Raw genomic sequence first — 21,182 nt, forward strand, 5'->3', positions numbered from 1 at the left:
CCCTCATGAAAGCTCCGGTTTTCCGTGATGGCGACGCCGATGCCGATGTTGTGATCGTCGGTTCGGGCGTCGTCGGCGCATTGATCGCCCATCAGTTGGTTCGTGCCGGAAAATCGGTTCTGGTCCTTGAAGCCGGCCCGCGCCTGCATCGTTCCGACGTGGTTGAAAATTGGCGCAACGTCAGCTTCGAGCGACGCATCGGCAGCGACTTCCAGGGCCCATATCCGCAGTCGCCGCTGGCCACCGCGCCGCTGTATTTCCCGGCCAACGACTACGTGGGCCTGACCGGCCCGGACGCCAGCAGCTTCCACCAGGGCTTCATCAAGGCGGTGGGTGGCACCACCTGGCACTGGGCCGCCTCCTGCTGGCGCCACCTGCCGGTGGACTTCAAGATGCAGTCCACCTATGGCGTAGGGCGCGACTGGCCGATCAGCTACGACGACATCGAGCCGTACTACTGCCGCGCGGAAGAGGCCATGGGTGTCTCCGGGCCGAACGACCCGGGCAAGCAGAGCCCCTCCGAGCGATCCAAGCCGTACCTGGCCGACATGATTCCCTGGGGGAACGGCGACAAGGTGTTCGCCGAGGTGGTCAATCCGCACGGCTACAACCTGGTGCCTATTCCGCAGGGCCGCATGGTCACGCCCTGGAATGATCGGCCCGCCTGCTGCGGCAACAACAACTGCCAGCCGATCTGCCCGATCGGCGCGATGTACAACGGCATCCATACCATCGAAGCGGCCGAGAAGCTGGGTGCGCAGGTGCTGGCCGAAGCCGTGGCCTACAAGATCGACACCGATGCGCAGAACCGGGTGACGGCCATTCACTGGTATGACAACAACAAGGTCAGCCACAAGGCCACCGGGCGCAGCTTCGTGATTGCCTGCAACGCGCTGGAAACGCCGCGCCTGCTGCTGCTTGCCGCCAACGAGCAGAACCCCAACGGCATCGCCAACAGTTCCGACCAGGTTGGGCGCAACATGCTCGACCATTCCGGGTTCCACTGCTCGTTCATCGCCGATCGCCCGATCTGGCTGGGACGCGGACCGGCGCAGTCCAGCTGCATGGTCGGTCCGCGCGACGGCGCCTTCCGCTCGCAGTACTCGGCCACCAAGATCATCCTCAACAACATCAGTCGCGTGGCGATCGCCACTGACCAGGCGCTGCAGAAGGGGCTTGTGGGCGACGCGCTGGATGCAGAAATCCGTCGCCGCGCGATCTTCGGCGTCGATCTTTCGATCAGCCTGGAACCCTTGCCGGACCCGAGCAATCGGCTGACGCTGTCGAAGACACGGGTCGATGGCCATGGCCTGGCTTGCCCGGACATCCACTACTCGCTGGGCGATTACGCCCGCAAGGGCTATGACGAGTCCTGCAAACAGCTGCGGCATATCGGTTCGCTGTTCAACGCCGAGGAATTCGTCATCACCACGGCGCTCAACGCCAACAACCACATCATGGGCTCGACCATCATGGGCGCTGACCCGCGCGATTCGGTGGTCGATGGCAATTGCCGAGCGCACGACCACCCGAACCTGTGGCTGCCAGGCGGTGGTCCGATGGTATCGGCCAGCGTGGTCAACAGCACCTTGACCATGGCCGCGCTGGCATTGCGGGCTGCAGATGCCATCGAGCGTGCGGCATGAAGACCTTCGCGTCGGCTCTGCTGATGCTGCTGGCTGCAGCCAGCCAATCCGCGCGCGCAGACGAGGTCGCCGAACGTGGGCGCTACCTCTCGGTCGCCGCAGACTGCGTGGCGTGCCACACCAGCCCGAAACAGGGCAAACCCTACGCCGGCGGCTACGCGATTGCGTCCCCGCTGGGTGAGATCTGGGCCAGCAACATCACGCCCTCGAAAAGCCATGGCATCGGTCTCTACAGCGAGGATGACTTCGCCAAAGCAGTGCGCGAAGGCGTGCGCAAGGATGGCGCCCATCTGTATCCGGCGATGCCCTATACCTCGTATGCCAAGCTGACCGACGAGGACATCCACGCGCTGTATACCTACTTCATGACGGAGGTGGCGCCGGTCGACGAGGAAGCGCACGCGACCGAACTGCCGTTCCCCTTCAGCATCCGCCAGTCCATGGCGGTGTGGAACCTGCTGTTCCTGGACAAGGAAACGTTCACGCCCGATGCGGGCAAGAGTGCGCAATGGAATCGCGGCGCGTACCTGGTGGAGGGTCTGGCGCATTGCTCCAGCTGCCACAGCCCGCGTGGGCTGATGATGCAGGAAGTGAGCGGCAAGGCCTTCGCCGGCGGATCGCTGGGGGACTGGTACGCACCCAACATCACCTCCCATCCCGCCAGCGGTATCGGTGGTTGGAGCGATGCAGAACTGGCCCAGTACCTGAAGACCGGCCGTGTCGCCGGCAAGGCGCAGGCCGGTGGCGGCATGGCCGAAGCAGTGAGCAACAGCCTGTCCAAGCTGCAGGACGAGGATATCGCCGCGATCGTTGCCTACCTGCGCACGGTACCGGCGGTGGCCGATCCTGACGCCACGCGGGCCGCCTTTGCCTGGGGCGATGCCGCCGCTACGCCGGGCGAGCAACCGGTACGCGGCACGGGTGCGGCATTGGCATCGGGCGGAGTACTGTATTCGGGCCTGTGCGCAAGCTGCCATGGATCGCGGGGCGAGGGCAGCAGGGACGGGTACTACCCCTCCCTGGTGCACAACACCACCGTCGGCATGACCCGCCCGCAGAACCTCATCGCCACCATCATCGGCGGCATCGACCGCGATGTGCATGGCGAACACGCGTTGATGCCGCATTTCTCGAAAGGCTCATTCGTGCAGGACCTGAGTGACGCCGATATCGCAGCGGTGGCGACCTACGTGCGTACACAGTTCGGGCCGGGCGACCAGGTCACCGAGGCCCAGGTGGCGCTGACCCGCGCCGGCGGCGAGAAGCCATTGCTGGCGAAGATCGCACGGCTGTGGCTGCCGATGCTCATCGTTGCCGTGCTGGCGCTGGTCGGCGTCGTGCTGCTGGTGCGGCGCGCCTGGAAGAAGCGCAAGGACAGGAGGGCCGCAGCATGAAGCTGTTCTCCTTGAACGGCCTCGGCCTGCTCCTGCTCGTGGCCAATGGCCCGGTGTCGGCCACCGAAGCGAGTTCTACCGCCAAGCCCAAACCGGTAGACAGCATCGTGCAGACGCCGCTGAGTGCGGATTGGGCCGCGCGCCTCTGGCTGCAGGACCGTGGTGTAACCCCCAGCGCACGCATCGTGATCGGCAGCGGCGTCAACAGCGACGGTTACAAGGGCAGTGGCTGGTCCACCGCCGAACACATCGATCTGGGCGCGACGATCGATACCGGCAAAGCACTCGGTTTCGACGGCACGCTGCGCGTGGTGATCTCCGACCGCTTCGGCAACGCCATCAACGAGCGGTCCACCGGTTCCTATATCCAGAACCAGGCCTTCTATGGCCAAGGCCAGAACCTGCGTTTCAACGAGCTCTCCTACGAGCGGCTGCTGCTGGACAAGCGGCTGAGCCTGAAAGGGGGCTTCTACTCGATGGGCAACGACTTCGGTGGCTTGCCCTACACCTGCAACTTCAACAACAACGGTCAATGCGGGCATCCGCTGGGCCCGATCTACAGTTCCGGGTGGCTGGACAACCCCACGGGCCAGTGGGGCCTGCGGGTGAAGTGGAACGATCCGTCGGGCTGGTATGCACAGACCGGCATCTACGACGTCAACCCGACGCGCAAGCAGGCCAACAGTGGCTTCCGTGTTTCGACGAGGGGAAAGACCGGTCTGTTCCTGCCCGTGGAAGTGGGCTACAGCCATGGCAAGTCCGGCGAGGACTATGGCGGCACCTACAAGGTCGGCTACTACCTGGACACCTCCAACGCCGATGACATCGGTAATCCGGCCGCACCTCGCGCCTCGCATCGCAGCGGTTCGTACGTGCAGGCCGCGCAGCGCGTGTGGAAGCCCGAGGGCGATACGGTGCGCGGCATCTCGGTGTTCGGCGTGGCCACTCGTGCGGACGCGAAAACAGGGCTGATGCGCTACTCGTGGGAAGCGGGCGTGAGCTGGCGCGGCGTGATCGCGTCGCGCGAGGATGATGTGCTCAGCCTGGCCTGGAATCGGCTGGATATCTCCGACCGGCTCGCCCGCCATCAGCAGCTGACCGGAAAGGATGTGCAGAGCAACGAGCAGTTCGTCGAGCTGAACTACGGCGTGCAGGTCGCCCCGTGGCTGGTGCTGCGGCCGGCGGTTCAGTACGTGGCACGTCCCGGCGCCTATGCCAGCCGACCCGACAGCTGGGTGTTCACCCTGCAGGCGCAGGCGACGCTGTAGGCGCATTCAGGCCCGTGGCGTGGGGTGGCAGGGCCGCCACCGCATGTTGCGGCGCAAGGTGTCAGCCACCATTCGCACTGGTACGGTCCAACCCGTTGCACCACCAACAACGGGGAGAGACGACGATGCGCAAGGTATTGCTGCTGTTGATCCTGCTGACCGGACTGGCGCCCACCGCCTGGGCCGCCACGGTCAAGACCACCCACCGCACCGTTCCCAGCTGGGACGGCACACCCCTTGGGGTCTTTGTCATCGAGCCCCAGGACGCGGGTAGCGGCAAGTACCCGCTGCTGGTGATGCCCAGCAGCTGGGCCGTTCCCAGCGTGGAGTACGTAGGGGTCGCACAGTCGCTGGCCAAACGCGGCTACGTGGTCATCAGCTACAGCTCGCGCGGCTTCTGGGAGTCCGGCGGGGCCATCGACATCGCCGGGCCAGCCACGGTCGAGGATGTCAGCGCATTGATCGACTGGGCGCTGGACAACACCCAGGCCGACCCGGCGCGGATCGGCGTCTCGGGCATCTCCTACGGCGCCGGCACCAGCCTGCTGGCGGCGGCACGCGATCCCCGCATCAAGGCAGTGGCCGCCCTCAGCGGATGGGCCGACCTGCAGGCGTCGCTGTACGCCAACGACACCCCAAGTGCACAGGGAATCGCACTGCTGGTGGCCGCCGGCCTGGTCACCGGCCGCCCCGGGTCCGAACTGGCCACGATCAACCGCAACGTGGTGGTCGGCAACTATCAGGGCGCAGTGGAATCGCTGTTGCCGGTGGCCGCGATCCGCAGCCCCGCTGCGAGCATCAACGAGATCAACGCCAACCAGCCGGCCGTCTTCCTGGCCAACGCCTTCAACGACAGCCTGTTTCCGCCGGGTCAGCTGGTGGATTTCTTCAACCAGCTGAAAGGCCCCAAGCAGCTGCAGCTGCGCCATGGCGACCACGCCCTCAACGAGGCCTTGGGCGCACTGGGCATTCCCAACGAGGCCTATGACTCGGTGGGCAACTGGTTCGACCATTACCTCAAGGGCGTGACCAACGGCATCGACCGCGAGCCGGCGGTGCAGCTGAAGTCACAGAAGGGCAGCTGGAGCAGCTACCCGAACTGGCAGGCCACCAACAGTGGCGCGGTCAGCTACGCGTTGACCGCACCCGGCGGCCTGCTTCTGCCCACCGGAGGCCTGGTTGAAAACGGGCGCAGCAATGGCTGGAATTACCGCATCGGCAGCGGCCTGCCTACCGCTGCCAATTCCGGCGTGGCGATGGTGTCGGGCTCGCTGCAGATGATCAACCTTCCGCCGGGTGCATACGTGCCTTTCATCGGGCGCAACGCTGCAGGCGTCTGGCAGGGGCCGATCTACTGGAACGCACGCCGCCTGGACGGTGCGCCGGAAGTGCGCGTGACCGTCACCCCCAGCCGCGCCAACACCACGCTGTATGCCTATCTGTACGCGGAAGATGTGCTGGGCAATGGCCAGCTGATCAGCCACAAGCCCTACACCCTGCGCGGCGTTGCACCGGGCCAGGCGACCACCCTCGATCTGCGGCTGGAAGCGAGCAGCTGGAACATTCCCGCCGGCAGTCGCCTGACGCTGGTGGTCGATACGGTGGACCTGCGTTATGCAGGCATCAGCCAGTTGGGCGGGGCGGTGACCTTCAGTTCACCCGCATCCGCGCCATCAGTGCTGAAGGTGCCGTTGCACTGAATCCATGCCGCGGCCGCTCCGTGGGCACACCGGCGGCAGATGCCGCGTGGTGTGCTCAGAGCTTGCCGACCACCCGGTAGCGGGAGACACCCTGTTCGATCAGCATCTGCAGTTCGTGCAGCAACGCTGGATCCCAGGCATCGAAGTTGAAGCAGGACTTCCCCTGCATATGCTTCTTCAGGGCCGGGCTGATGCCGGCCAACAAGTCGGGGAAGGTGTAGATGGGCATGAAATGGAATGAATGCCTGCGACCCGATACTTTCACCGCGCTGAAGAACTGAGCCTTGCCCTTGGCGTCTACGTTCCTGCAATTGGCGTAGAAGTGATCGTCCTCGTCATGCACGACGAGAAGATCGGTTTTGTAGGGAAGCAGCAGATCGCGCAGGGCGGCAAACAGGTTGGGCGACTGGTCCTCCATTCCACGATCCGACTCGGCGGCAGGTACGGGTGGGTTCTTCATGGAAGTCATCCCGGAAGGAGGCGTGGCTGGGAGATCGTGCGCAGTTTCTGCTGGGCCAGCCTACCACGGGGCAGCATGCCGACAGCGGCAGATGGCTATGGACTTATAGCCACGAGCACCTGACCATGGCGCTCCAAGAATACCCCGCACAACCTGGCAGCTCGATGAAAACACTGGCCCTGATCGCACTTTCCCTCTCCATCTGCATCAGCCTTGCCGGCTGCATTGCCCCGTTTCGCGTAAAGGCGCGCGAGTATGCCTCTGCCGACATGACGCCGCCAGAAAAACGTGATGCGCCGGTTCCGTCAGCGCCACCGCAGTGACACCCCATCGGTCGGCATCACCCGCAGCACCGGCATCGATTTAAACCTTTCCCGCATTGGCAGCATCCATCAGGTGCCACGCCACTATCGCCAAACGGAAGGGAAGTCGCCCGTGCCTGGAATCCTGCATTTTCTGCTGGCTGCCGCCATCACTTCAGCCGCTTCAGGCGCGAGTGCCGGCGCCAATGCCACGCCCGTGGCTATCCCGTTCGAGCAGGACAAGGACCACCGGATCTACGTCCGCGGCAGCGTCAACAGGTCCGAGCCCTTGCGATTCCTGGTGGACACCGGCGCGGACGGATTGGCCATATCGCGCGCCATCGTGCCGAAGGCATCGGTGGTCATCGATGATCGCACTGAGAACATAGGTTCAGACGGCGTCACCACGATGGACTACAGCACGCGCAACGACGTGGAGATCGGCGGGCTGCATACGCGCATGGGCGCGGTAGTGGTCGACTACAGGAACCGTCCCTTTGATGCGGTTCTGGGATGGAAGTTTTTTGAAGGGAAGGTGGTCGAGATCGATTACGACCGGCAGCAGCTGCTCGTCCATCGTAGCCTGCCGGATGTAACCGGCTATACCCGCGCCAACGTCCGCTGGATCGACAACACACCCGCAATCGAAGTCACGCTCGGCAACGGTGACGCCGTCGTCAAGCCCTGGCTGGCACTGGATACGGGAAGCAACGGCTCCATCGATCTCAGCTATGCCTACAGCTCGCGCCATGGCCTGATGGAAGTGTTCACCCAGAAGGTGGGAACGTCCCGTTTCACCGGCAGCGCGGGCAATGTCATCCGTGCAGTGGATGTGCGGGTCCCCTCGGCTGGCATCCAGGGGCTGGCCATCGGCAAGCCTGCTGCATCCTTCCCAATCGACGATGACGCCTCCACCGGCGACGGTACGATCGGCGCGGGTGTTCTCCGGCAGTTCAACATGCTGCTGGACATGAAGACGGGTGAGGTCTATCTGCGACGGAACCAGTACGTTGGCGTGGACCCGGCCAGTAAGTAGAGGCTTCAGCCTTCCATCGCCTCTTGTGAACGGCGAGCGGTAACAGCACACTCCTCGCCAGCCATTCCCTTCAAGAGACGTCCATGGCCCTTCGCATCACCTGCCTGTGCGGCGCAAATACCATGGAACTGCACGGCACTCCCGCTGCGCAGGCGAACTGCCACTGCGCAACCTGCAGGGATTTCTACGGCGTTGCGATGCTCTCGGCCACCGCATGGGCGGCCGAATCGGTGGCCGTTTCAGGGGAGAAGAATGCGCGCTTCCAGCACCCGTCCAAGCAGCTTTCCAAGACCTTCTGCCTGAACTGCGGCGATGTGTTGTTTGGAACCAATCGCCTTGGAATGCGCGTGGTTCCCAACGCGGTGGTTGCCCGAGCCGCTGATGGCGTGCTGGATGAAGTATTTTCGCCGACGATGCACCTGTTCTATCGGGAGCGCGTCATCGACGTTGCAGATGCGCTGCCGAAGTACCTCGATGGCTGGGACGGTCCGCTTCATGTGAGCCCGGGTCATCAACAATTGCCTCTGGATCATGCAGCCCACGCAGTTTCTTCTTGTTGATCTTGCCCACGCTGGTGCGTTCCAGCGAATCAACGAAGCTGACGCGGTCGGGGATCGCGTAGCGGGAGATGTCGCCTGAGCGGCTGCGTGCTGCGACCAGTTCGATGATGTCAGCCTCGGTCACATCGCTGCCGTCCTGCCGGACCACCAACGGCAGCGGCCGCTCGCCCCATTTCGTATCGCTGATGCCGATCACGGCGACCTCGTTGACCGCCGGATGCAGGGCGATGATGTCTTCCAGGGCAAGCGAGGAGATCCACTCGCCGCCGGTCTTGATCACATCCTTGATGCGGTCGGCCACGCGCAGGTAGCCGCCGCCATCGATGTTGCCGATGTCGCCGGTATGCAGGTAACCGCCCGCCCACAACGCCGTTGAAGCGTCCGGGTTGTGCAGATAACCCTGGGTGAGCCAGGGCGTGCGTACCACCACTTCGCCGGTAGCGACGCCATCGTGGGCAACGTCGTTCATGTCTTCGTCCACGATGCGCAGGTCCACCAATGGCACCGGGATGCCGGCCTTGGTACGCAGTGACAGCTCCTCATCCGGGTCGTCCAGGGCGTGGGCATCGATCTGCGCGACGGTGAGCAGGGGGCAGGTTTCGGACATGCCGTAGCCGCCGAAGATGTCGATGCCACGGGCCAGTGCCTGCTGCGCCAGTGCCCGCGGCAGTGCCGCACCGCCGATGATCACTTTCCAGCTGCGCAGATCGGCATCGGCCGCCGTGGCATGGCCCAGCAACATATGCAGGATGGTCGGCACACAGTGCGAGAACGTCACTTTCTCGCGGGCGATCAGCGCCAGCAGCTTGCCCGGCAGATAACGCCCGGGGTAGACCTGCTTGATGCCCAGCAGCGTGGCCACGTAAGGCATGCCCCATGCATGGACATGGAACATCGGGGTGATAGGCATGTAGACGTCGTCGCGGTGCAGGCGCCCCTGGCTGGAGGCGCTGCCGAGTGCGGCCATCGCCGCAAGCGAGTGCAGCACCAGTTGCCGATGGCTGAAATACACCCCTTTGGGCAGGCCCGTGGTGCCGGTGGTGTAGAACGTCGTGGCGCGGGTGTTCTCGTCGAAGTCCGGGAAGCTGATGATGGGCGTGGCCTCGCGCAGCCCGGCTTCATACTCGGTCACGAAGCCCGCTGGCAGCGGCCCATCCTCATCATCCAGCAGGACACGCGTGCGCACATCCGGCAGCTGTTCGTCGATGGCTTCCAGCACCGGCAGGAACTCGCGGTTGGCCAGGATCACCCGCGCACCGCTGTGATTGAGCGTATAGGCAATCTGCTCGGGTGCCAGGCGGATGTTCACCGTCATCAGCACCGCACCGATCATCGGCACGGCGAAATAGCTCTCCAGGTAGCGGTTGCTGTCCCAGTCCATCACCGCCACGGTATCGCCGTGCTTTACCCCCAGCGAGGTCAACAGCCCGGCCAGCTGGCCGATGCGCGCCTGCAGGGTGCGGTAGTCGAAGCGGACGTTGTCGCCGTAGACGATTTCCTGCTGTGGACGCACGGCCAGCGGCGTCAGCAGCAACTGCTTGATCAGCAGGGGATAGGCATGAGCCTCGGCGGCGGGCGCGTCTGTGGCGGTGGCGGGTGACATGTGGGGTTTCCTGGTGGCGGCGCGTCAGCGGTTGGGGATGGCCTGGGCTGCGGGAATGGACAGCTGCTCGCGCAGCAAGGGCGCTTCGGCGCGTGGCGTTGGCTGGATGAGCGCATCCTGCGGCAGTGGATGCGCTGGATCCTCAAGGTGATCCCATACCTGGTCCATCGCCGCGAACATGTAGGGCAGCAGCGGCACGTAGCGCTTCCGGTAATCCGGGAAGGCCAGCAGCGAGTCGAAATGCTGTGCGTTGTTCACCCGCCAATAGGCGATCGGCGCCCCCGCCTTGCGTGCACGTGGCACGTAGCGATCGCTGGTCATGCTGATCGGCACCAGCCCATCGTCGATGCCATGGATCACCACGATGGGCAGGCCGCGACGCGGCGCCTTGGTGGTGGCCGCGGCGATGCCGGCGCGTACCCGCCGGGCATCGGCGCTATCGCCCTTGCCGAGTGCACGCAGGCAGTTCAGGCCACGCAGCGGATTGTCTGCCGCCCCGGCTGCATTGCCATCCACCAGCACCACGCCGTTGCCCGGTGGAATGCCGCTGCCCTCACTCCACCAGGTTGCGCGAGCCTCGGCTGCGGCCACGCCAGGCCTGCCATCTGCCCCAGTGGCCGAGAAACTGTACGCGCAGGGATGTTCGCCAGCGCCGTGGCGTCCATAGGCCGACGAATATGTCGCTGCGATGGCGCGCCACAGATCGAATCCCGTCGAGAACGCGCCGGCGCGAAGTGCGTCGGCGCTCAAGCCGGCGTCGAGCAGCTGCTGGCGTGCCGATCGTGCCTGTGCCGCAGTGTCATCACCTTGCACCAAGCCGGCGGACTTCAGCGTGGCGCATCGCTGTGTCCACACCGGCACGGCCTGCGCCCGCATCGGCGGTTGCGGCAGATCGTCCTCTGCCAGCAGGGCACAGGGCATCAGCAACGCGGCCTGGGTGACAAAGTCGTACAGCGGCGGAGCGCCTGCCACCGACACATTCGGTTCGCCGGCCACCATCGCATCGAACCAATCGCCTTCGATCTCCGCCGCGCGCAGCACAGCGCCACCGCCATTGGATACGCCCACGCCCAGCGTGCGCGTGTTGGCCGCTGTGAATGGCTTCGATCCCGGGTAGGCGCGGTCCAGTGACTGCAGGCCGAACTGCAGCGCCTGCAGCAGATGCCGGCCCCAGTCTGCTTCCGGGTTGTCACCCGAATGGGCATGTTTGAAAGCTATCCCCTGCGTGGTTGCCGCACCCGCAGGAATGAAGGCCAACGCGCCTTGTGAGGCGGGCGTGCCGTCTGCCTGGAAGCCGGCCTTGGCGTCCAGGTCGTAGTAGTCGCTGCCTGCGCCCTTGTCGGTATAGGCGACGGCGCAGCCGTGGGCCAGACCCCAACTGCCGGCTACCGCAATCGCGCCATAGATGCCACGCGAGCCGGATGACGCAGCGACGACCAGGCAGCGTCGCGAGGCGTCGAAGTTGTCGGGTACCTGCACCAGTACGCGGTGGGGCTGGCGCGCGCCAGGAATGCGCGCGTAGGCCGAGAACTCGCGGCCGGGCACTGCCTGCAGGCTGCCGTAGACATCGCCGAAGCCACCACCGGGAGTCAGGTCGGCGATGCCGCGCCAGCTGCTCCAGATCGCACGACGCCGGGCCTCCTCCGCCGTGGGCTGGGCCGGGTTGCTGAAGGCTGGCGCGGTGGTCGAGCGCAGGGCGTCGATGTCCAGTCCCGCCGTCAGCAGTTCATCGTTGCCGCGATGCAGGGTTTCCCGCCACTGCTCGAACACCGGAGCTGCGGCGGTGGGGCGGGGCGTGGCGGCATCGGCGACGGAGATCCCGCCCGGCAACAGGGCCAGCGCGGCGCACAGCGGAGCAAGGGAGCGATGGATGTTCATTGCTCCACCCTAGCAATCCGGGCGGCGCACGCCAGCGTACCTTGGTACCCGTGCCCAACCGCAGGCGATTTGCTAACCTCGGCTGGACATGCCGACCCTGCTCATCGCCGATGACCACCCCTTGTTCCGCGCCGCGCTGCATCGCGCGGCCGAGGAGGCAGTGGCTGACCTGCAGATCAGCGAGGCCGATTCGCTGCACAGCGTGCTGGAAGCGATCGAGAGCCAGCAGATCGACCTGATGCTGCTGGACCTGCATATGCCGGGCAACCACGGTCTTGCCGGGCTGGCAACCATACGTGCACTGCAACCGGGGCTGGCGATCATCATCGTCTCGGCCAATGAAGAGCCGCACGTGATCCGCCGCGCCATCGATCTGGGCGCAGCCGGCTATCTGCCCAAGAGTTCAGGGCTGACCGACCTGCAGTCCGCGCTGCAGACCGTGCTGGAAGGTGAGCGCTGGATTCCGGCGCTGCTGCGCGAGCCGGTGGCGCGGGTCGCGCCCTTCAACAAGGACGCCGATCTTGCCGCGCGCTTGTCCAGCCTGTCCGCGCATCAGTACAAGGTGCTGAGCCTGGTGGCCGAAGGGCTGCTCAACAAGCAGATCGCCGACCGGCTGGGCGTGCAGTTGCGCACGGTCAAGGCGCACATGACCCGCATCATGGGCCGGCTGGGCGTGCGTAATCGTGCGCAGGCCATCCGTGTGCTGCACGAGATGGGGTTGACCGATCCTTCGCGGCAGATCGAAGAGACGCAGGACGCCTGACCCTTGGTCAGGGCGTTGCCGTAGCGGCCGTTGCCAGCAGATGGTTGATCGCCCAGCGCAGTGCCAGCGGTTTGAACGGCTTGTTGAGCAGTGACAGGCCCACGCTGCGCACCGCCTCGCGGGTGTCGCTGCCGGTGTCGGCGCTGAGAATCACCGTCGGCCGCGTCCCGTGGACGGCGACAAGGCGCTTCCACAGCGCGACACCCGTATCGCCATCATCAAGGTGGTAGTCGAACAGCCACAGTGCAGCCTCCTGTGCTGCAGCACCCAGCGCATTGACATCGCGCGCCGCGATGACATCGCAGCCCCACGAAAGCAGCATCTGTCGCATTGCCTCCAGCGCCTGCGGATCGTTGTCGACCACCAGCACGCGGATACCCTTGATGCTGCTGTTGCCAGCGGCGGGTTCAGTGCGCGGGGCCGCAGGCGGCGCTGCCCGCGCCACGGTGATCGAGAAGGTCGAGCCGCGATCGAGCGCGCTCTGCAGTTGCAGCGGGGCGTGCAGCAGGTCGGCAATGCGGCTCGCGATGGTCAGCCCCAGACCGAGGCCCTGGCCGTTGCTGCGGTCGCCACGATGGAATTCCTCGAACACTACCGCTTGTTGCTCCGGTGCGATGCCGGGGCCGCTGTCATGCACGCCGATCGACAGGGTCTGGCCCTGCCGGCGCAAGCCCAGCAGCACGCCGCCACGACGGGTGTAGCGGATGGCATTGGCCAGGAAGTTCTGCAGCACCCGACGCAGCAGCAACGGGTCGCTGTGCACCCACGCGCGGGTCCGCACATGGCGGAACTGCAGGCCGCGCGCCGCCGCCAGCACGGCGAACTCCTGTGCAAGTGGATCCAGCACGGTCGACAGCGCGAACGGACGCGGATCGGCGACCAGTCCGCCGGCTTCCAGCCGCGAAATATCGAGCAGGCCCGACAGCAGATCGTCGGTGGAGTCCAGCGCGCCACGGATCTGGCGCAGGAAGCTGTCCAGGAACTCCGATTCGATGTGCTGCGACATGGCATCGGTCAGCAGCTGCGCCGCATGCAGGGGCTGGATCAGGTCGTGGCCGACAGCGGTCAGGAAGCGTGTCTTGGCCACGTTGGCTCGTTCGGCTTCATGCACGGCCTGCTCCAGCCGGGCAGTACGGTCCTGCACCCGGCGCTCCAGGGTTTCGTTGCTGCGCTTCAGCGCGTCCTCGGCCCGCCGGAAAGCGGTGACATCGGTGAAGGTGGCCACGTAGCCGCCACCGGGCATCGGGTTGCCGCGGATTTCAACGATGGTGTTGTCCGGGAAGATCCGCTCGGACAGATGCGGGGTGCCGCGCCGCATGTGCACCACCCGGCGTTGCAGCGCCTTGTCGCGCGAGTCGCCGGGGGCGTCGCCGATCTTCAGCTGTCCCAACGCCCACGCCGTCAGGTTCGACACCGGTTGCCCCACCTGCAGCAGCTCCGGCGGAAACTTGAACAGCGCGGCATAACGGCTGTTCCAGGCCACCAACTGCAGCTGCGCATCGACCACGCTGATGCCCTGGCTCATGTTTTCCAACGCGGCTTCCAGCAGGCGCTGGTTGAAGCGCAGCACCTGGGTGGCTTCGCCGACCGCGCGGGTAACGGCGTCCAGCGGTGCGGCACCACCATCGCGGGCCGCCTCCACCAGCAGGCGTGCCATGCCCGCACCGACCACGGCAGTCAGCTCCCGCTCGATGGCGGTGACGCGCTCGTCATCCAGCATCTGCCCGGCATGCCCGTCCATCAGCTGGCGTGCCCGTTCCTGGCCGAGGAAGCGACCGGCCGTCTTGCGCAAGGATGCTGCGGCCACCGCGTCGCGCTGCCGTGGCATCGAGGGACGCACCGCACGTGACACCAGCACAACGGTCGCCAGATTGACCGCCAGGCTCGCCCCCATGCTGATGGCGATATGGCCCGGCTGCATGCGCAGCGAGAACATCGCCAGCCAGTGCAGTCCGTCGGGGCTGGCCGACGGCGGCGGGGCGGGGATCACCATCGGCAGCAGTACCAGCCACAACCAGACCAGTGAGCCCAGCACGATCCCGGCGATGATGGCTGGGGAGGGCGTGCGCGGACGGTACACCGCCAGCAGTACTGCCGGTGCCAGCTGGGAGAGCGCGGTGAACGACATCAGGCCGAAGTCGCTGAGTGCCTCGGTGCCGCTCATCGCGCGGCTGTACAGCCACGACATCAGGAACACGGCGAGGATGCCGGCGCGACGGAAGGCCAGCACACGTGGTCGCAGATCAGCGCCGCTGTTGAAGCCGTTGACGCCGCTCAGCAGGCGCGAGCCGACGCCGTGGTTGCCGAGCATGATCGACAGGGTCAGCCCGGACAGGATCATCATGCCGGTGGCCGCGCTCAGGCTGCCCAGGTAGGCCAGCAGCGCCAGCAGGTGGTGGCCGCGTTCCTGCGGCAGGGCCAGGACATACAGGTCGGGCGATACCGAAGACGGCAGCTGTGCGGCACCGGCCAGTGCCATCGGCACCGACGGCAGGCCGATCAACAGCAGGTACACCGGGAACAGCCAGCGCGCCGTCTTCAGGTCCGACGACTGCCGCAGTTCGACCACGCCCACATGGAACTGATGGGGCAGGGTGAACGCGGCCATCGCACCGAGCGCCACCATGGTCAGGTAATCCGGCACGACTGCCGGCGGCGGCAGCTGCGCCATCTTTTCAAGCAGCGGCTCACCGGACTTGTGCACCGAGAGCGCGGCATACAGGCCGATCGCCAGCAGTGCCGTCAGCTTCAACAGCGATTCCAGGCCCAGCGCGATCACTATGCCCCGGTTGTGTTCGGTGGCCGACGCCTTGCGCGCACCGAACAACGTGGTGAATGCCGCCATCGTCAGCGCGAACCAGAACGATACGTCCAGCTGCCAGCCGACGGGCGCGAACTGATCGCCAAGCAAGGCGCCAAGGCCTTGGCTGACTGCTTTGAGCTGCAGTGCGATGTAGGGAATGATGCCGAACAGCGCGACCAGGGTGATGGTGATGCCCAGCCCTTGGTCGGCTCGCAGCCGCGCGACCACCAGATCGGCGATGGTGGCACTGTTGTGCTGTTTGGCCAGTCGCCCCAGCCGCACCAGGAAGGGCAGGCCGAAGGCAAAAATGAGCGCCATGCCGATCAGTGTCGGCGGGATTGGAAAGCCCCATTGCACGCCCTGCGAGGCTGCCCCGTAGTAGGTCCATGCCGTGCAGTGCACGCCCAGCGACAGCGCGTAGATGGCCGGCCAGACCTTCGACAGCCGATGCCCCTGGCGTTCCCCCCACAGGGCGACGCCGAACAGCAGCACGGTCCACGCGATGCAGGCGAACAGGACGATGGAGGGCGTCAACATCGCTCCAGTGTAGAGAGAACCGCGTCCGGCGGGCAGCCGGCAGGTGCTGCGCTGCAGAGTTAGGGCGGCGCTAGCCGGCGAGCACGATCAGCGACAGCTGTTCGGCGACCACGGCCACCTCGCCGGCGGGGATCACTTCCACCGACTTGTGCTGGGTCAGCAGCCACTGCCCGGGCCTGCGCGCCTCCAGTGACAGCAGCTGCGAGCGCATCCGCACCTCGGAACCGCTGGGTACCGGCGCCAGGAAGCGGACCTTGTTCAATCCGTAGTTCAGTACGAGGGCGATGCCGGGAAAACCGGCCAGGGCCGCCACATCGTCCTCGACGGTAAGCGAGAGCAGGAGGAAACCATGCGCGATGGTCTGCCCGCCCGGCAGGCCGGTCTGGGCGCGGACCGGATCGGTGTGGATCCAGTTGTGATCACCGGTGGCGGCGGCGAAGGCATCGATGCGCGATTGTGTGATGCGCGTGCTGCCGCTCAGCCGTTCACTTGCCGCCCATTGCCGCAGGGCCTGCAGGGCGGCAGGCAGCTCATCCGTCGAAACGCCGGAACTCATCGCACGCGCTCCAGCAGGGCCAGAATCGCATCGCGCGCCTCGGGCTCGGACAACATCGGCGCATGGCCCACCTCCGGTACTTCAACGAGGCGGGTGTTGGGCGAGGTGGCTGCCATCTGCCGCGCGACATCGGCAGGCAGGATGTCCGACAACGCCCCGCGCACTACCAGTACCGGTACCCGCGAAGTCAGGCCACGCACGGCCCGCCACAACACCGGGCGCAGCAGCCACAGCACCCACGGCCGCGTAGTGCGGATCACCGCCGGGTCGTAGTCCAGTTCCAGCAGGCCATCGCTGCGCTGGCGGAAGGTGCGTACGGCCATCGCCCGCCAATCGTCGGTGGTAAAGCGCGGGAATGCGGCTTTGCCGATGGACTCCACATAGCTCGTCGCCTGTGCCTGGTCCATCGGTGGGACGGGCTTGCCGGCGTACTTGCCGATGCGCGCCAGGGCTTCGCGCGGCACCTTGGGGCCGGCGTCGTTCAGCACCGCCGCGGCGATCAGCCCGGGCGCACGCGAGGCCAGGGTGATGGTGACCAGCACCCCCAGCGATGTGCCGACGAACACCGCCTTGTCGATGTTCTGTGACCGCAGCAGTGCCACCATGTCATCGGCATACGCGCGTGGGTTGTAGCTGGACGGATCCAGCGCACGTTCCGAACCCGCACGTCCACGCAGGTCAACGGCGATCACCCGCCAGCCGACGGCGGTCAGCGACTGCGCAAGGGCATCGAAGTCGGCGCCATTGCGGGTCAAGCCGGGGATGCAGACCACCGTGCCACGGGGCGGTCGCCCCGCACCCGGGGCATGGTCGCGCGCATGCAGGCGCAGCCCATCGTCACTTTTCCAGTACAGATCATCGTAAGACGGTGTCATGCAGAAGCTTCCTAGAAATCGTAACGGACGCTGAGGCTATATTGGCGCGGCGGCCCATAGAAACCAATCAGCGTGCCGACCGCCGGAATGTTGTAACCGGTGGTGCGGTATTCCTTGTCGGCCAGGTTGGTGCCCTGCAACGAGAACGTCCAGGCGTCATCAAGTTTCCAGATCACGCCGGCATTGACCAGCCCATAGCCATCCTGGCGGATCACCGGGCTCAGGTCGGTGGTCGGCCACACTTCGCTCTGGTAGCTGTAGCTCACCCGAGCGGACAGGTTGCTGCCATTGGCCAGCTCGGTGCGGTATTCCACGTTCAACGCGCCCGAGAAGTCCGGTGCGTTGGTGAACTTCATCTGCTTGGCCACGTTGACGCCACGATCCATGTACTCGTCATACTTGGCGTCCAGCCAGGCCAGGTTGCCGGAGATCAGCCAGTGCTGGCTGGGCAGGTACTGGTACTCGATTTCCAGGCCGTTGATGGTGCCGGCGCCGGCATTGGTGAAGTCGCCGAAGAAGGCATCGTCGACGCCATCGCCATTGGTATCGATGCCGGTGAACACCGACAGCTGGATGTCCTTGTACTTGTTGTGGAACGCCGACAGGTTCAGGAACAGGCGCTGGTCGAGGAAGGCCATCTTGCTGCCGATCTCGAAGCTGTCCACGGTCTCGTCATCGAACGGCTCGGCTGAGCGGGGTACGGCCACGGCGTTGGCGCGGATGTTGTATCCGCCGGACTTGAAGCCACGCGTGGCCAGCCCGTAGACCATGATGTCCGGGGTGATCTGGTAGTCCAGCGACACCTTCGGCGAGACGTTCTTGAAGTTGGTCTTCTTGTCGAAATCCGCCGCCACCGCGATGGGTCTGCTGAAGGTCGCGTCGGCGTAGAAGCGGTTCAACACGATCGCGCGCTTGTCCTCGTCGGTGTAGCGGGCGCCGACGTCCAGCTTCAGCTTGCTGGTCAGGTCGAAGGTCCAATCGGCATACAGCGCGATGCTGTCGGTCAGCACCTTGCCGCGGGTATCGCCGAACTGCAGGTTGAAGAAGTTGTTGCGGATCTGGCCGCCGGCTTCGCCACTGAACTGGTACAGGCCGACCACGCCGCGCACGCGTCCGCCGGCATCGTAGTTCAGCTGCACCTCGTTGCTGACCTGGTCGTCGTGGTAAGTGCCACCCACATCGGCCAGCTTGACCGGCGTGCTGTCGAAGTCGATGTTCGCATCGCTGTCCGATTCGCGCTTGGCCACCACGTACTTCAGTGCAACATCCTCGCTGGGCCGCCAGTTCACCGTCGCCGAGGCACCCTTGGTCTCCACGCTGTTGAGGTTGCGCATGCCCGAGCGGATGTCGTAGCGGTCATCCATCGGCGGGTAGGCGCGCACGAATGGATTGGGCGCCAGCATCTTCGAACCGCGCATGCCGGACTGGTCATCGATCCAGTCCAGGGCGAACTGCACATCGAAATCGTCACCCGCATACGCACCCAGGTTGAAGCGTGCCGCATTGATCTGCTTGTCACTCACCGGCTGGTTGGTGAACGTGTTCTCACCGAAGCCGTCACGATTCATGCTGGCCACTGCCACGCGGGCGCGCAGACCGCTGTCGGCGCCACCGATCGGGCCGCCGATGGCCGCCTTGGCGTCCAGCTGGCTGTAGTTGCCCACGGTGATCTGGGCAAAGCCTTCTGTCTGGGTGGGCAGGCCGCGCGAGATGTACTTGATCGCACCGCCGATGGTGTTCTTGCCGTACAGCGTGCCCTGCGGACCGCGCAGAACTTCGATGCGCGAGACGTCGAACACGTCCAGCAACGCACCCTGCGGGCGGGCAATGTAGACGTCGTCCAGGTAGATGCCCACGCCTGGGTCAGCGCCCCAGGTGGGATCGGACTGGCCGACGCCGCGGATGTAGGCCGTGACCGTGCTGCTGGCGCCACGCGCCGCGTAGATGGTCAGGTTGGGCACCTGTCCATCCAGGTCGCTGATGTCCTGGACGTTCATCTTGTCGAGGGCTTCGGAGGTAAAGGCAGTGACCGCAACCGGCACCTCCTGCAGGGTTTCCTCGCGCTTGCGCGCGGTCACCGTGATGCTGTCCAGGTTGGTCGCCGAAGCGGTCCTGCCCGCCGCCGGCGTGCCCTGCGGTGCGTCCTGCGCCAGAACCGGCCCGGTGGCCAACAGCGTGCCGATCATCAGGCTCAAGCAATTCCGTTTCATTCGGTCCTCCCCCAAGGCAGATGGCCCATTGCCACCCATGCTGCCTAGGCTAGCGGCGCCGTGGCGCACCGGCGAGTGGACCTAGGTCCAGTCGGCAGCGGTCGCCAGATCCGGATACTGGGCGCGTCCCCACCTGGAAGCGCCGTATGTCGTTACTGATCGTACTTGCAGCGCTGGCCTTCCTCATTCTGGTGGCATACCGCGGTTACAGCGTGATCCTGTTCGCGCCCGTCGCCGCACTGGGCGCTGTGCTGCTGACCGACCCCTCGCTGGTGGCACCGATGTTCACCGGCTTGTTCATGGACAAGATGGTCGGCTTCCTCAAGCTCTATTTCCCGGTGTTCCTGCTGGGCGCGGTGTTCGGCAAGCTGATCGAACTGTCCGGGTTCTCCCGCTCCATCGTGGGGGCTGCGATCCGGTTGTTCGGACCTCAGCGGGCAATGCTGTCGATCGTGCTGGTGTCGGGCCTGCTGACCTATGGCGGCGTGTCATTGTTCGTTGTGGTGTTCGCGGTCTACCCGTTCGCGGCGGAAATGTTCCGCCAGAGCAACATCCCCAAGCGCCTGATTCCGGCCACGCTGGCGGTGGGCGGCTTCAGCTTCACCATGGACGCGCTGCCGGGAACGCCGCAGATCCAGAACATCATTCCAACCACGTTCTTCGGTACCGATACCTGGGCGGCACCCGTGCTGGGCACGCTTGGCGGCATCTTCGTGTTGGCGGTTGGCATGGCCTACCTCGAGTGGCGCCGTCGCGTTGCGCTGCGCAACGGCGAAGGCTACGGCGATCCGGCCACCCTGGTGAACGAGCCCACACTATTTGCCGGCACTCGACTGGCACATGCGGGCATTGCCGTGCTGCCGCTGCTGCTGGTGTTCGTCTCCAACAAGCTGTTCACCCTGGGCATGCCGCACTGGTACGGCGCCGAGCACAGCTTCGTACCGTCGATCATGGGCAGCGCCGCGCCCGTGGTACAGGACGTGGCGAAGATCACTGCAATCTGGGCCGTGCTGGGTGCGCTGCTGGTTGGCATCCTGTCGGTGCTGGCGCTGGCCTGGCGTCCGGTGGTCACCCAGTTTGCAGAGGGCACCAAGGCGGCGATCGGTGGTGCAGTGCTGGCCGCCATGAACACCGCCTCGGAATATGGCTTCGGCGCGGTCATCGCCGCGTTGCCGGGTTTCATGGTGGTGGCCAACGCGCTGGGCTCCATCAAGGATCCGCTACTGCACGAAGCGGTCACCGTAACCGGCCTGGCCGGCGTCACCGGCTCTGCATCGGGCGGCATGAGCATCGCCTTGGCGGCAATGTCGGAGACCTTCATCGCCAACGCACAGGCCGCCGGCATTCCGATGGAGGTGCTGCATCGTGTTGCGGCGATGGCATCCGGCGGCATGGACAGCCTGCCGCACAACGGTGCGGTCATCACCCTGCTGATGGTGACCGGGCTGACCCATCGCCAGGCCTACAAGGACATTTTCGCAGTGACCGTCATCAAGACCCTCGCGGTGTTCGTGGTGATCGGCATCTACTACGCCACCGGCTGGGTTTGACAGCGGCGTCGCAGCACCCTCTGGAAGGTCGGTCCACGAGG

At 65.5% G+C, this 21,182-nt stretch carries 15 protein-coding genes and 1 pseudogene; 9 read left to right on the forward strand and 7 right to left on the reverse strand.

Annotated features, from left to right (window positions below; genetic code table 11):
• Positions 1-5: 5 nt before the first annotated feature.
• From AC27VL_RS00935 to AC27VL_RS00950, 4 genes are all read left to right on the forward strand, one after another.
• Positions 6-1,646 (forward strand): GMC family oxidoreductase, encoded by a 1,641-nt coding sequence (locus AC27VL_RS00935; protein ID WP_488765308.1) that lies wholly within the window; start codon positions 6-8, stop codon positions 1,644-1,646.
• Positions 1,643-3,040, forward strand: a complete 1,398-nt coding sequence (locus tag AC27VL_RS00940) for a c-type cytochrome (RefSeq protein WP_488765309.1) — start codon at positions 1,643-1,645, stop codon at positions 3,038-3,040. The genes AC27VL_RS00935 and AC27VL_RS00940 overlap by 4 nt, the downstream gene beginning before the upstream one ends.
• Positions 3,037-4,308, forward strand: coding sequence for a carbohydrate porin (locus AC27VL_RS00945; RefSeq protein ID WP_488765310.1), 1,272 nt, complete (start codon positions 3,037-3,039; stop codon positions 4,306-4,308). Before AC27VL_RS00940 ends, AC27VL_RS00945 begins: the two co-directional genes overlap by 4 nt.
• 125 nt (positions 4,309-4,433) lie before the next feature.
• Positions 4,434-6,008: a CocE/NonD family hydrolase gene (locus tag AC27VL_RS00950; RefSeq protein ID WP_488765311.1), complete on the forward strand. Its 1,575-nt coding sequence runs from the start codon at positions 4,434-4,436 to the stop codon at positions 6,006-6,008.
• A gap of 55 nt (positions 6,009-6,063) precedes the next feature.
• On the opposite strand, the gene AC27VL_RS00955 is transcribed toward AC27VL_RS00950, so the two are convergent.
• The gene (locus AC27VL_RS00955; protein WP_488765312.1) at positions 6,064-6,468 is read right to left on the reverse strand and encodes a hypothetical protein; all 405 of its coding nucleotides are present in this window, start codon (positions 6,466-6,468) and stop codon (positions 6,064-6,066) included.
• 164 nt (positions 6,469-6,632) lie between these two features.
• Between AC27VL_RS00955 and AC27VL_RS00960 the strand changes: the two genes are divergently transcribed.
• The 3 genes and pseudogenes from AC27VL_RS00960 to AC27VL_RS00970 form a co-directional block, all read left to right on the forward strand.
• A complete protein-coding gene (locus tag AC27VL_RS00960; RefSeq protein WP_205404197.1) occupies positions 6,633-6,791 on the forward strand; it encodes a hypothetical protein in 159 nt (52 codons plus the stop codon).
• Entirely contained in the window at positions 6,760-7,806 is a 1,047-nt protein-coding gene (locus AC27VL_RS00965; RefSeq protein ID WP_488765313.1) for a retropepsin-like aspartic protease, read from the forward strand. The genes AC27VL_RS00960 and AC27VL_RS00965 overlap by 32 nt, the downstream gene beginning before the upstream one ends.
• An 83-nt stretch (positions 7,807-7,889) precedes the next feature.
• Positions 7,890-8,225, forward strand: a pseudogene (locus tag AC27VL_RS00970) (GFA family protein); the annotation flags it as partial.
• 19 nt (positions 8,226-8,244) lie between these two features.
• Here AC27VL_RS00970 and AC27VL_RS00975 read toward each other — a convergent pair.
• Together AC27VL_RS00975 and AC27VL_RS00980 are read right to left on the reverse strand one after the other, a co-directional pair.
• Positions 8,245-9,969, reverse strand: a complete 1,725-nt coding sequence (locus AC27VL_RS00975; protein ID WP_488765314.1) for a fatty acid--CoA ligase — start codon at positions 9,967-9,969, stop codon at positions 8,245-8,247.
• 24 nt (positions 9,970-9,993) lie between these two features.
• Positions 9,994-11,847: a 3-hydroxybutyrate oligomer hydrolase family protein gene (locus AC27VL_RS00980; protein ID WP_488765315.1), complete on the reverse strand. Its 1,854-nt coding sequence runs from the start codon at positions 11,845-11,847 to the stop codon at positions 9,994-9,996.
• An 88-nt stretch (positions 11,848-11,935) separates the two neighbouring features.
• Here AC27VL_RS00980 and AC27VL_RS00985 point away from each other — a divergent pair, with 88 nt between their 5' ends.
• Positions 11,936-12,610, forward strand: coding sequence for a response regulator transcription factor (locus tag AC27VL_RS00985; protein WP_100552561.1), 675 nt, complete (start codon positions 11,936-11,938; stop codon positions 12,608-12,610).
• A gap of 7 nt (positions 12,611-12,617) precedes the next feature.
• On the opposite strand, the gene AC27VL_RS00990 is transcribed toward AC27VL_RS00985, so the two are convergent.
• The 4 genes from AC27VL_RS00990 to AC27VL_RS01005 form a co-directional block, all read right to left on the reverse strand.
• A complete protein-coding gene (locus AC27VL_RS00990; protein ID WP_488765316.1) occupies positions 12,618-15,950 on the reverse strand; it encodes a hybrid sensor histidine kinase/response regulator in 3,333 nt (1,110 codons plus the stop codon).
• 70 nt (positions 15,951-16,020) lie between these two features.
• On the reverse strand, positions 16,021-16,506 hold the full coding sequence (locus AC27VL_RS00995; protein ID WP_488765318.1) for a MaoC family dehydratase: 486 nt from the start codon (positions 16,504-16,506) through the stop codon (positions 16,021-16,023).
• Positions 16,503-17,381, reverse strand: a complete 879-nt coding sequence (locus tag AC27VL_RS01000) for an alpha/beta fold hydrolase (RefSeq protein ID WP_488765319.1) — start codon at positions 17,379-17,381, stop codon at positions 16,503-16,505. Before AC27VL_RS01000 ends, AC27VL_RS00995 begins: the two co-directional genes overlap by 4 nt.
• A gap of 11 nt (positions 17,382-17,392) precedes the next feature.
• Positions 17,393-19,567, reverse strand: a complete 2,175-nt coding sequence (locus AC27VL_RS01005) for a TonB-dependent receptor (RefSeq protein WP_488765398.1) — start codon at positions 19,565-19,567, stop codon at positions 17,393-17,395.
• Between the two features lie 170 nt (positions 19,568-19,737).
• Here AC27VL_RS01005 and AC27VL_RS01010 point away from each other — a divergent pair, with 170 nt between their 5' ends.
• A complete protein-coding gene (locus AC27VL_RS01010; protein ID WP_100552556.1) occupies positions 19,738-21,141 on the forward strand; it encodes a GntP family permease in 1,404 nt (467 codons plus the stop codon).
• Positions 21,142-21,182 lie beyond the last annotated feature (41 nt).

The sequence above is a fragment of the Stenotrophomonas sp. 14P6.2.3 genome, from assembly GCF_057799055.1.

Bases quoted from the DNA above. Each gene is read 5' to 3' on its own strand.
- AC27VL_RS00935 (WP_488765308.1), top strand. From the start codon at position 6: ATGAAAGCTCCGGTTTTCCGTGATGGCGACGCCGATGCCGATGTTGTG.
- AC27VL_RS00940 (WP_488765309.1), top strand. From the start codon at position 1,643: ATGAAGACCTTCGCGTCGGCTCTGCTGATGCTGCTGGCTGCAGCCAGC.
- AC27VL_RS00945 (WP_488765310.1), top strand. From the start codon at position 3,037: ATGAAGCTGTTCTCCTTGAACGGCCTCGGCCTGCTCCTGCTCGTGGCC.
- AC27VL_RS00950 (WP_488765311.1), top strand. From the start codon at position 4,434: ATGCGCAAGGTATTGCTGCTGTTGATCCTGCTGACCGGACTGGCGCCC.
- AC27VL_RS00955 (WP_488765312.1), bottom strand. From the start codon at position 6,468: ATGAAGAACCCACCCGTACCTGCCGCCGAGTCGGATCGTGGAATGGAG.
- AC27VL_RS00960 (WP_205404197.1), top strand. From the start codon at position 6,633: ATGAAAACACTGGCCCTGATCGCACTTTCCCTCTCCATCTGCATCAGC.
- AC27VL_RS00965 (WP_488765313.1), top strand. From the start codon at position 6,760: ATGCGCCGGTTCCGTCAGCGCCACCGCAGTGACACCCCATCGGTCGGC.
- AC27VL_RS00975 (WP_488765314.1), bottom strand. From the start codon at position 9,969: ATGTCACCCGCCACCGCCACAGACGCGCCCGCCGCCGAGGCTCATGCC.
- AC27VL_RS00980 (WP_488765315.1), bottom strand. From the start codon at position 11,847: ATGAACATCCATCGCTCCCTTGCTCCGCTGTGCGCCGCGCTGGCCCTG.
- AC27VL_RS00985 (WP_100552561.1), top strand. From the start codon at position 11,936: ATGCCGACCCTGCTCATCGCCGATGACCACCCCTTGTTCCGCGCCGCG.
- AC27VL_RS00990 (WP_488765316.1), bottom strand. From the start codon at position 15,950: ATGTTGACGCCCTCCATCGTCCTGTTCGCCTGCATCGCGTGGACCGTG.
- AC27VL_RS00995 (WP_488765318.1), bottom strand. From the start codon at position 16,506: ATGAGTTCCGGCGTTTCGACGGATGAGCTGCCTGCCGCCCTGCAGGCC.
- AC27VL_RS01000 (WP_488765319.1), bottom strand. From the start codon at position 17,381: ATGACACCGTCTTACGATGATCTGTACTGGAAAAGTGACGATGGGCTG.
- AC27VL_RS01005 (WP_488765398.1), bottom strand. From the start codon at position 19,567: ATGATCGGCACGCTGTTGGCCACCGGGCCGGTTCTGGCGCAGGACGCA.
- AC27VL_RS01010 (WP_100552556.1), top strand. From the start codon at position 19,738: ATGTCGTTACTGATCGTACTTGCAGCGCTGGCCTTCCTCATTCTGGTG.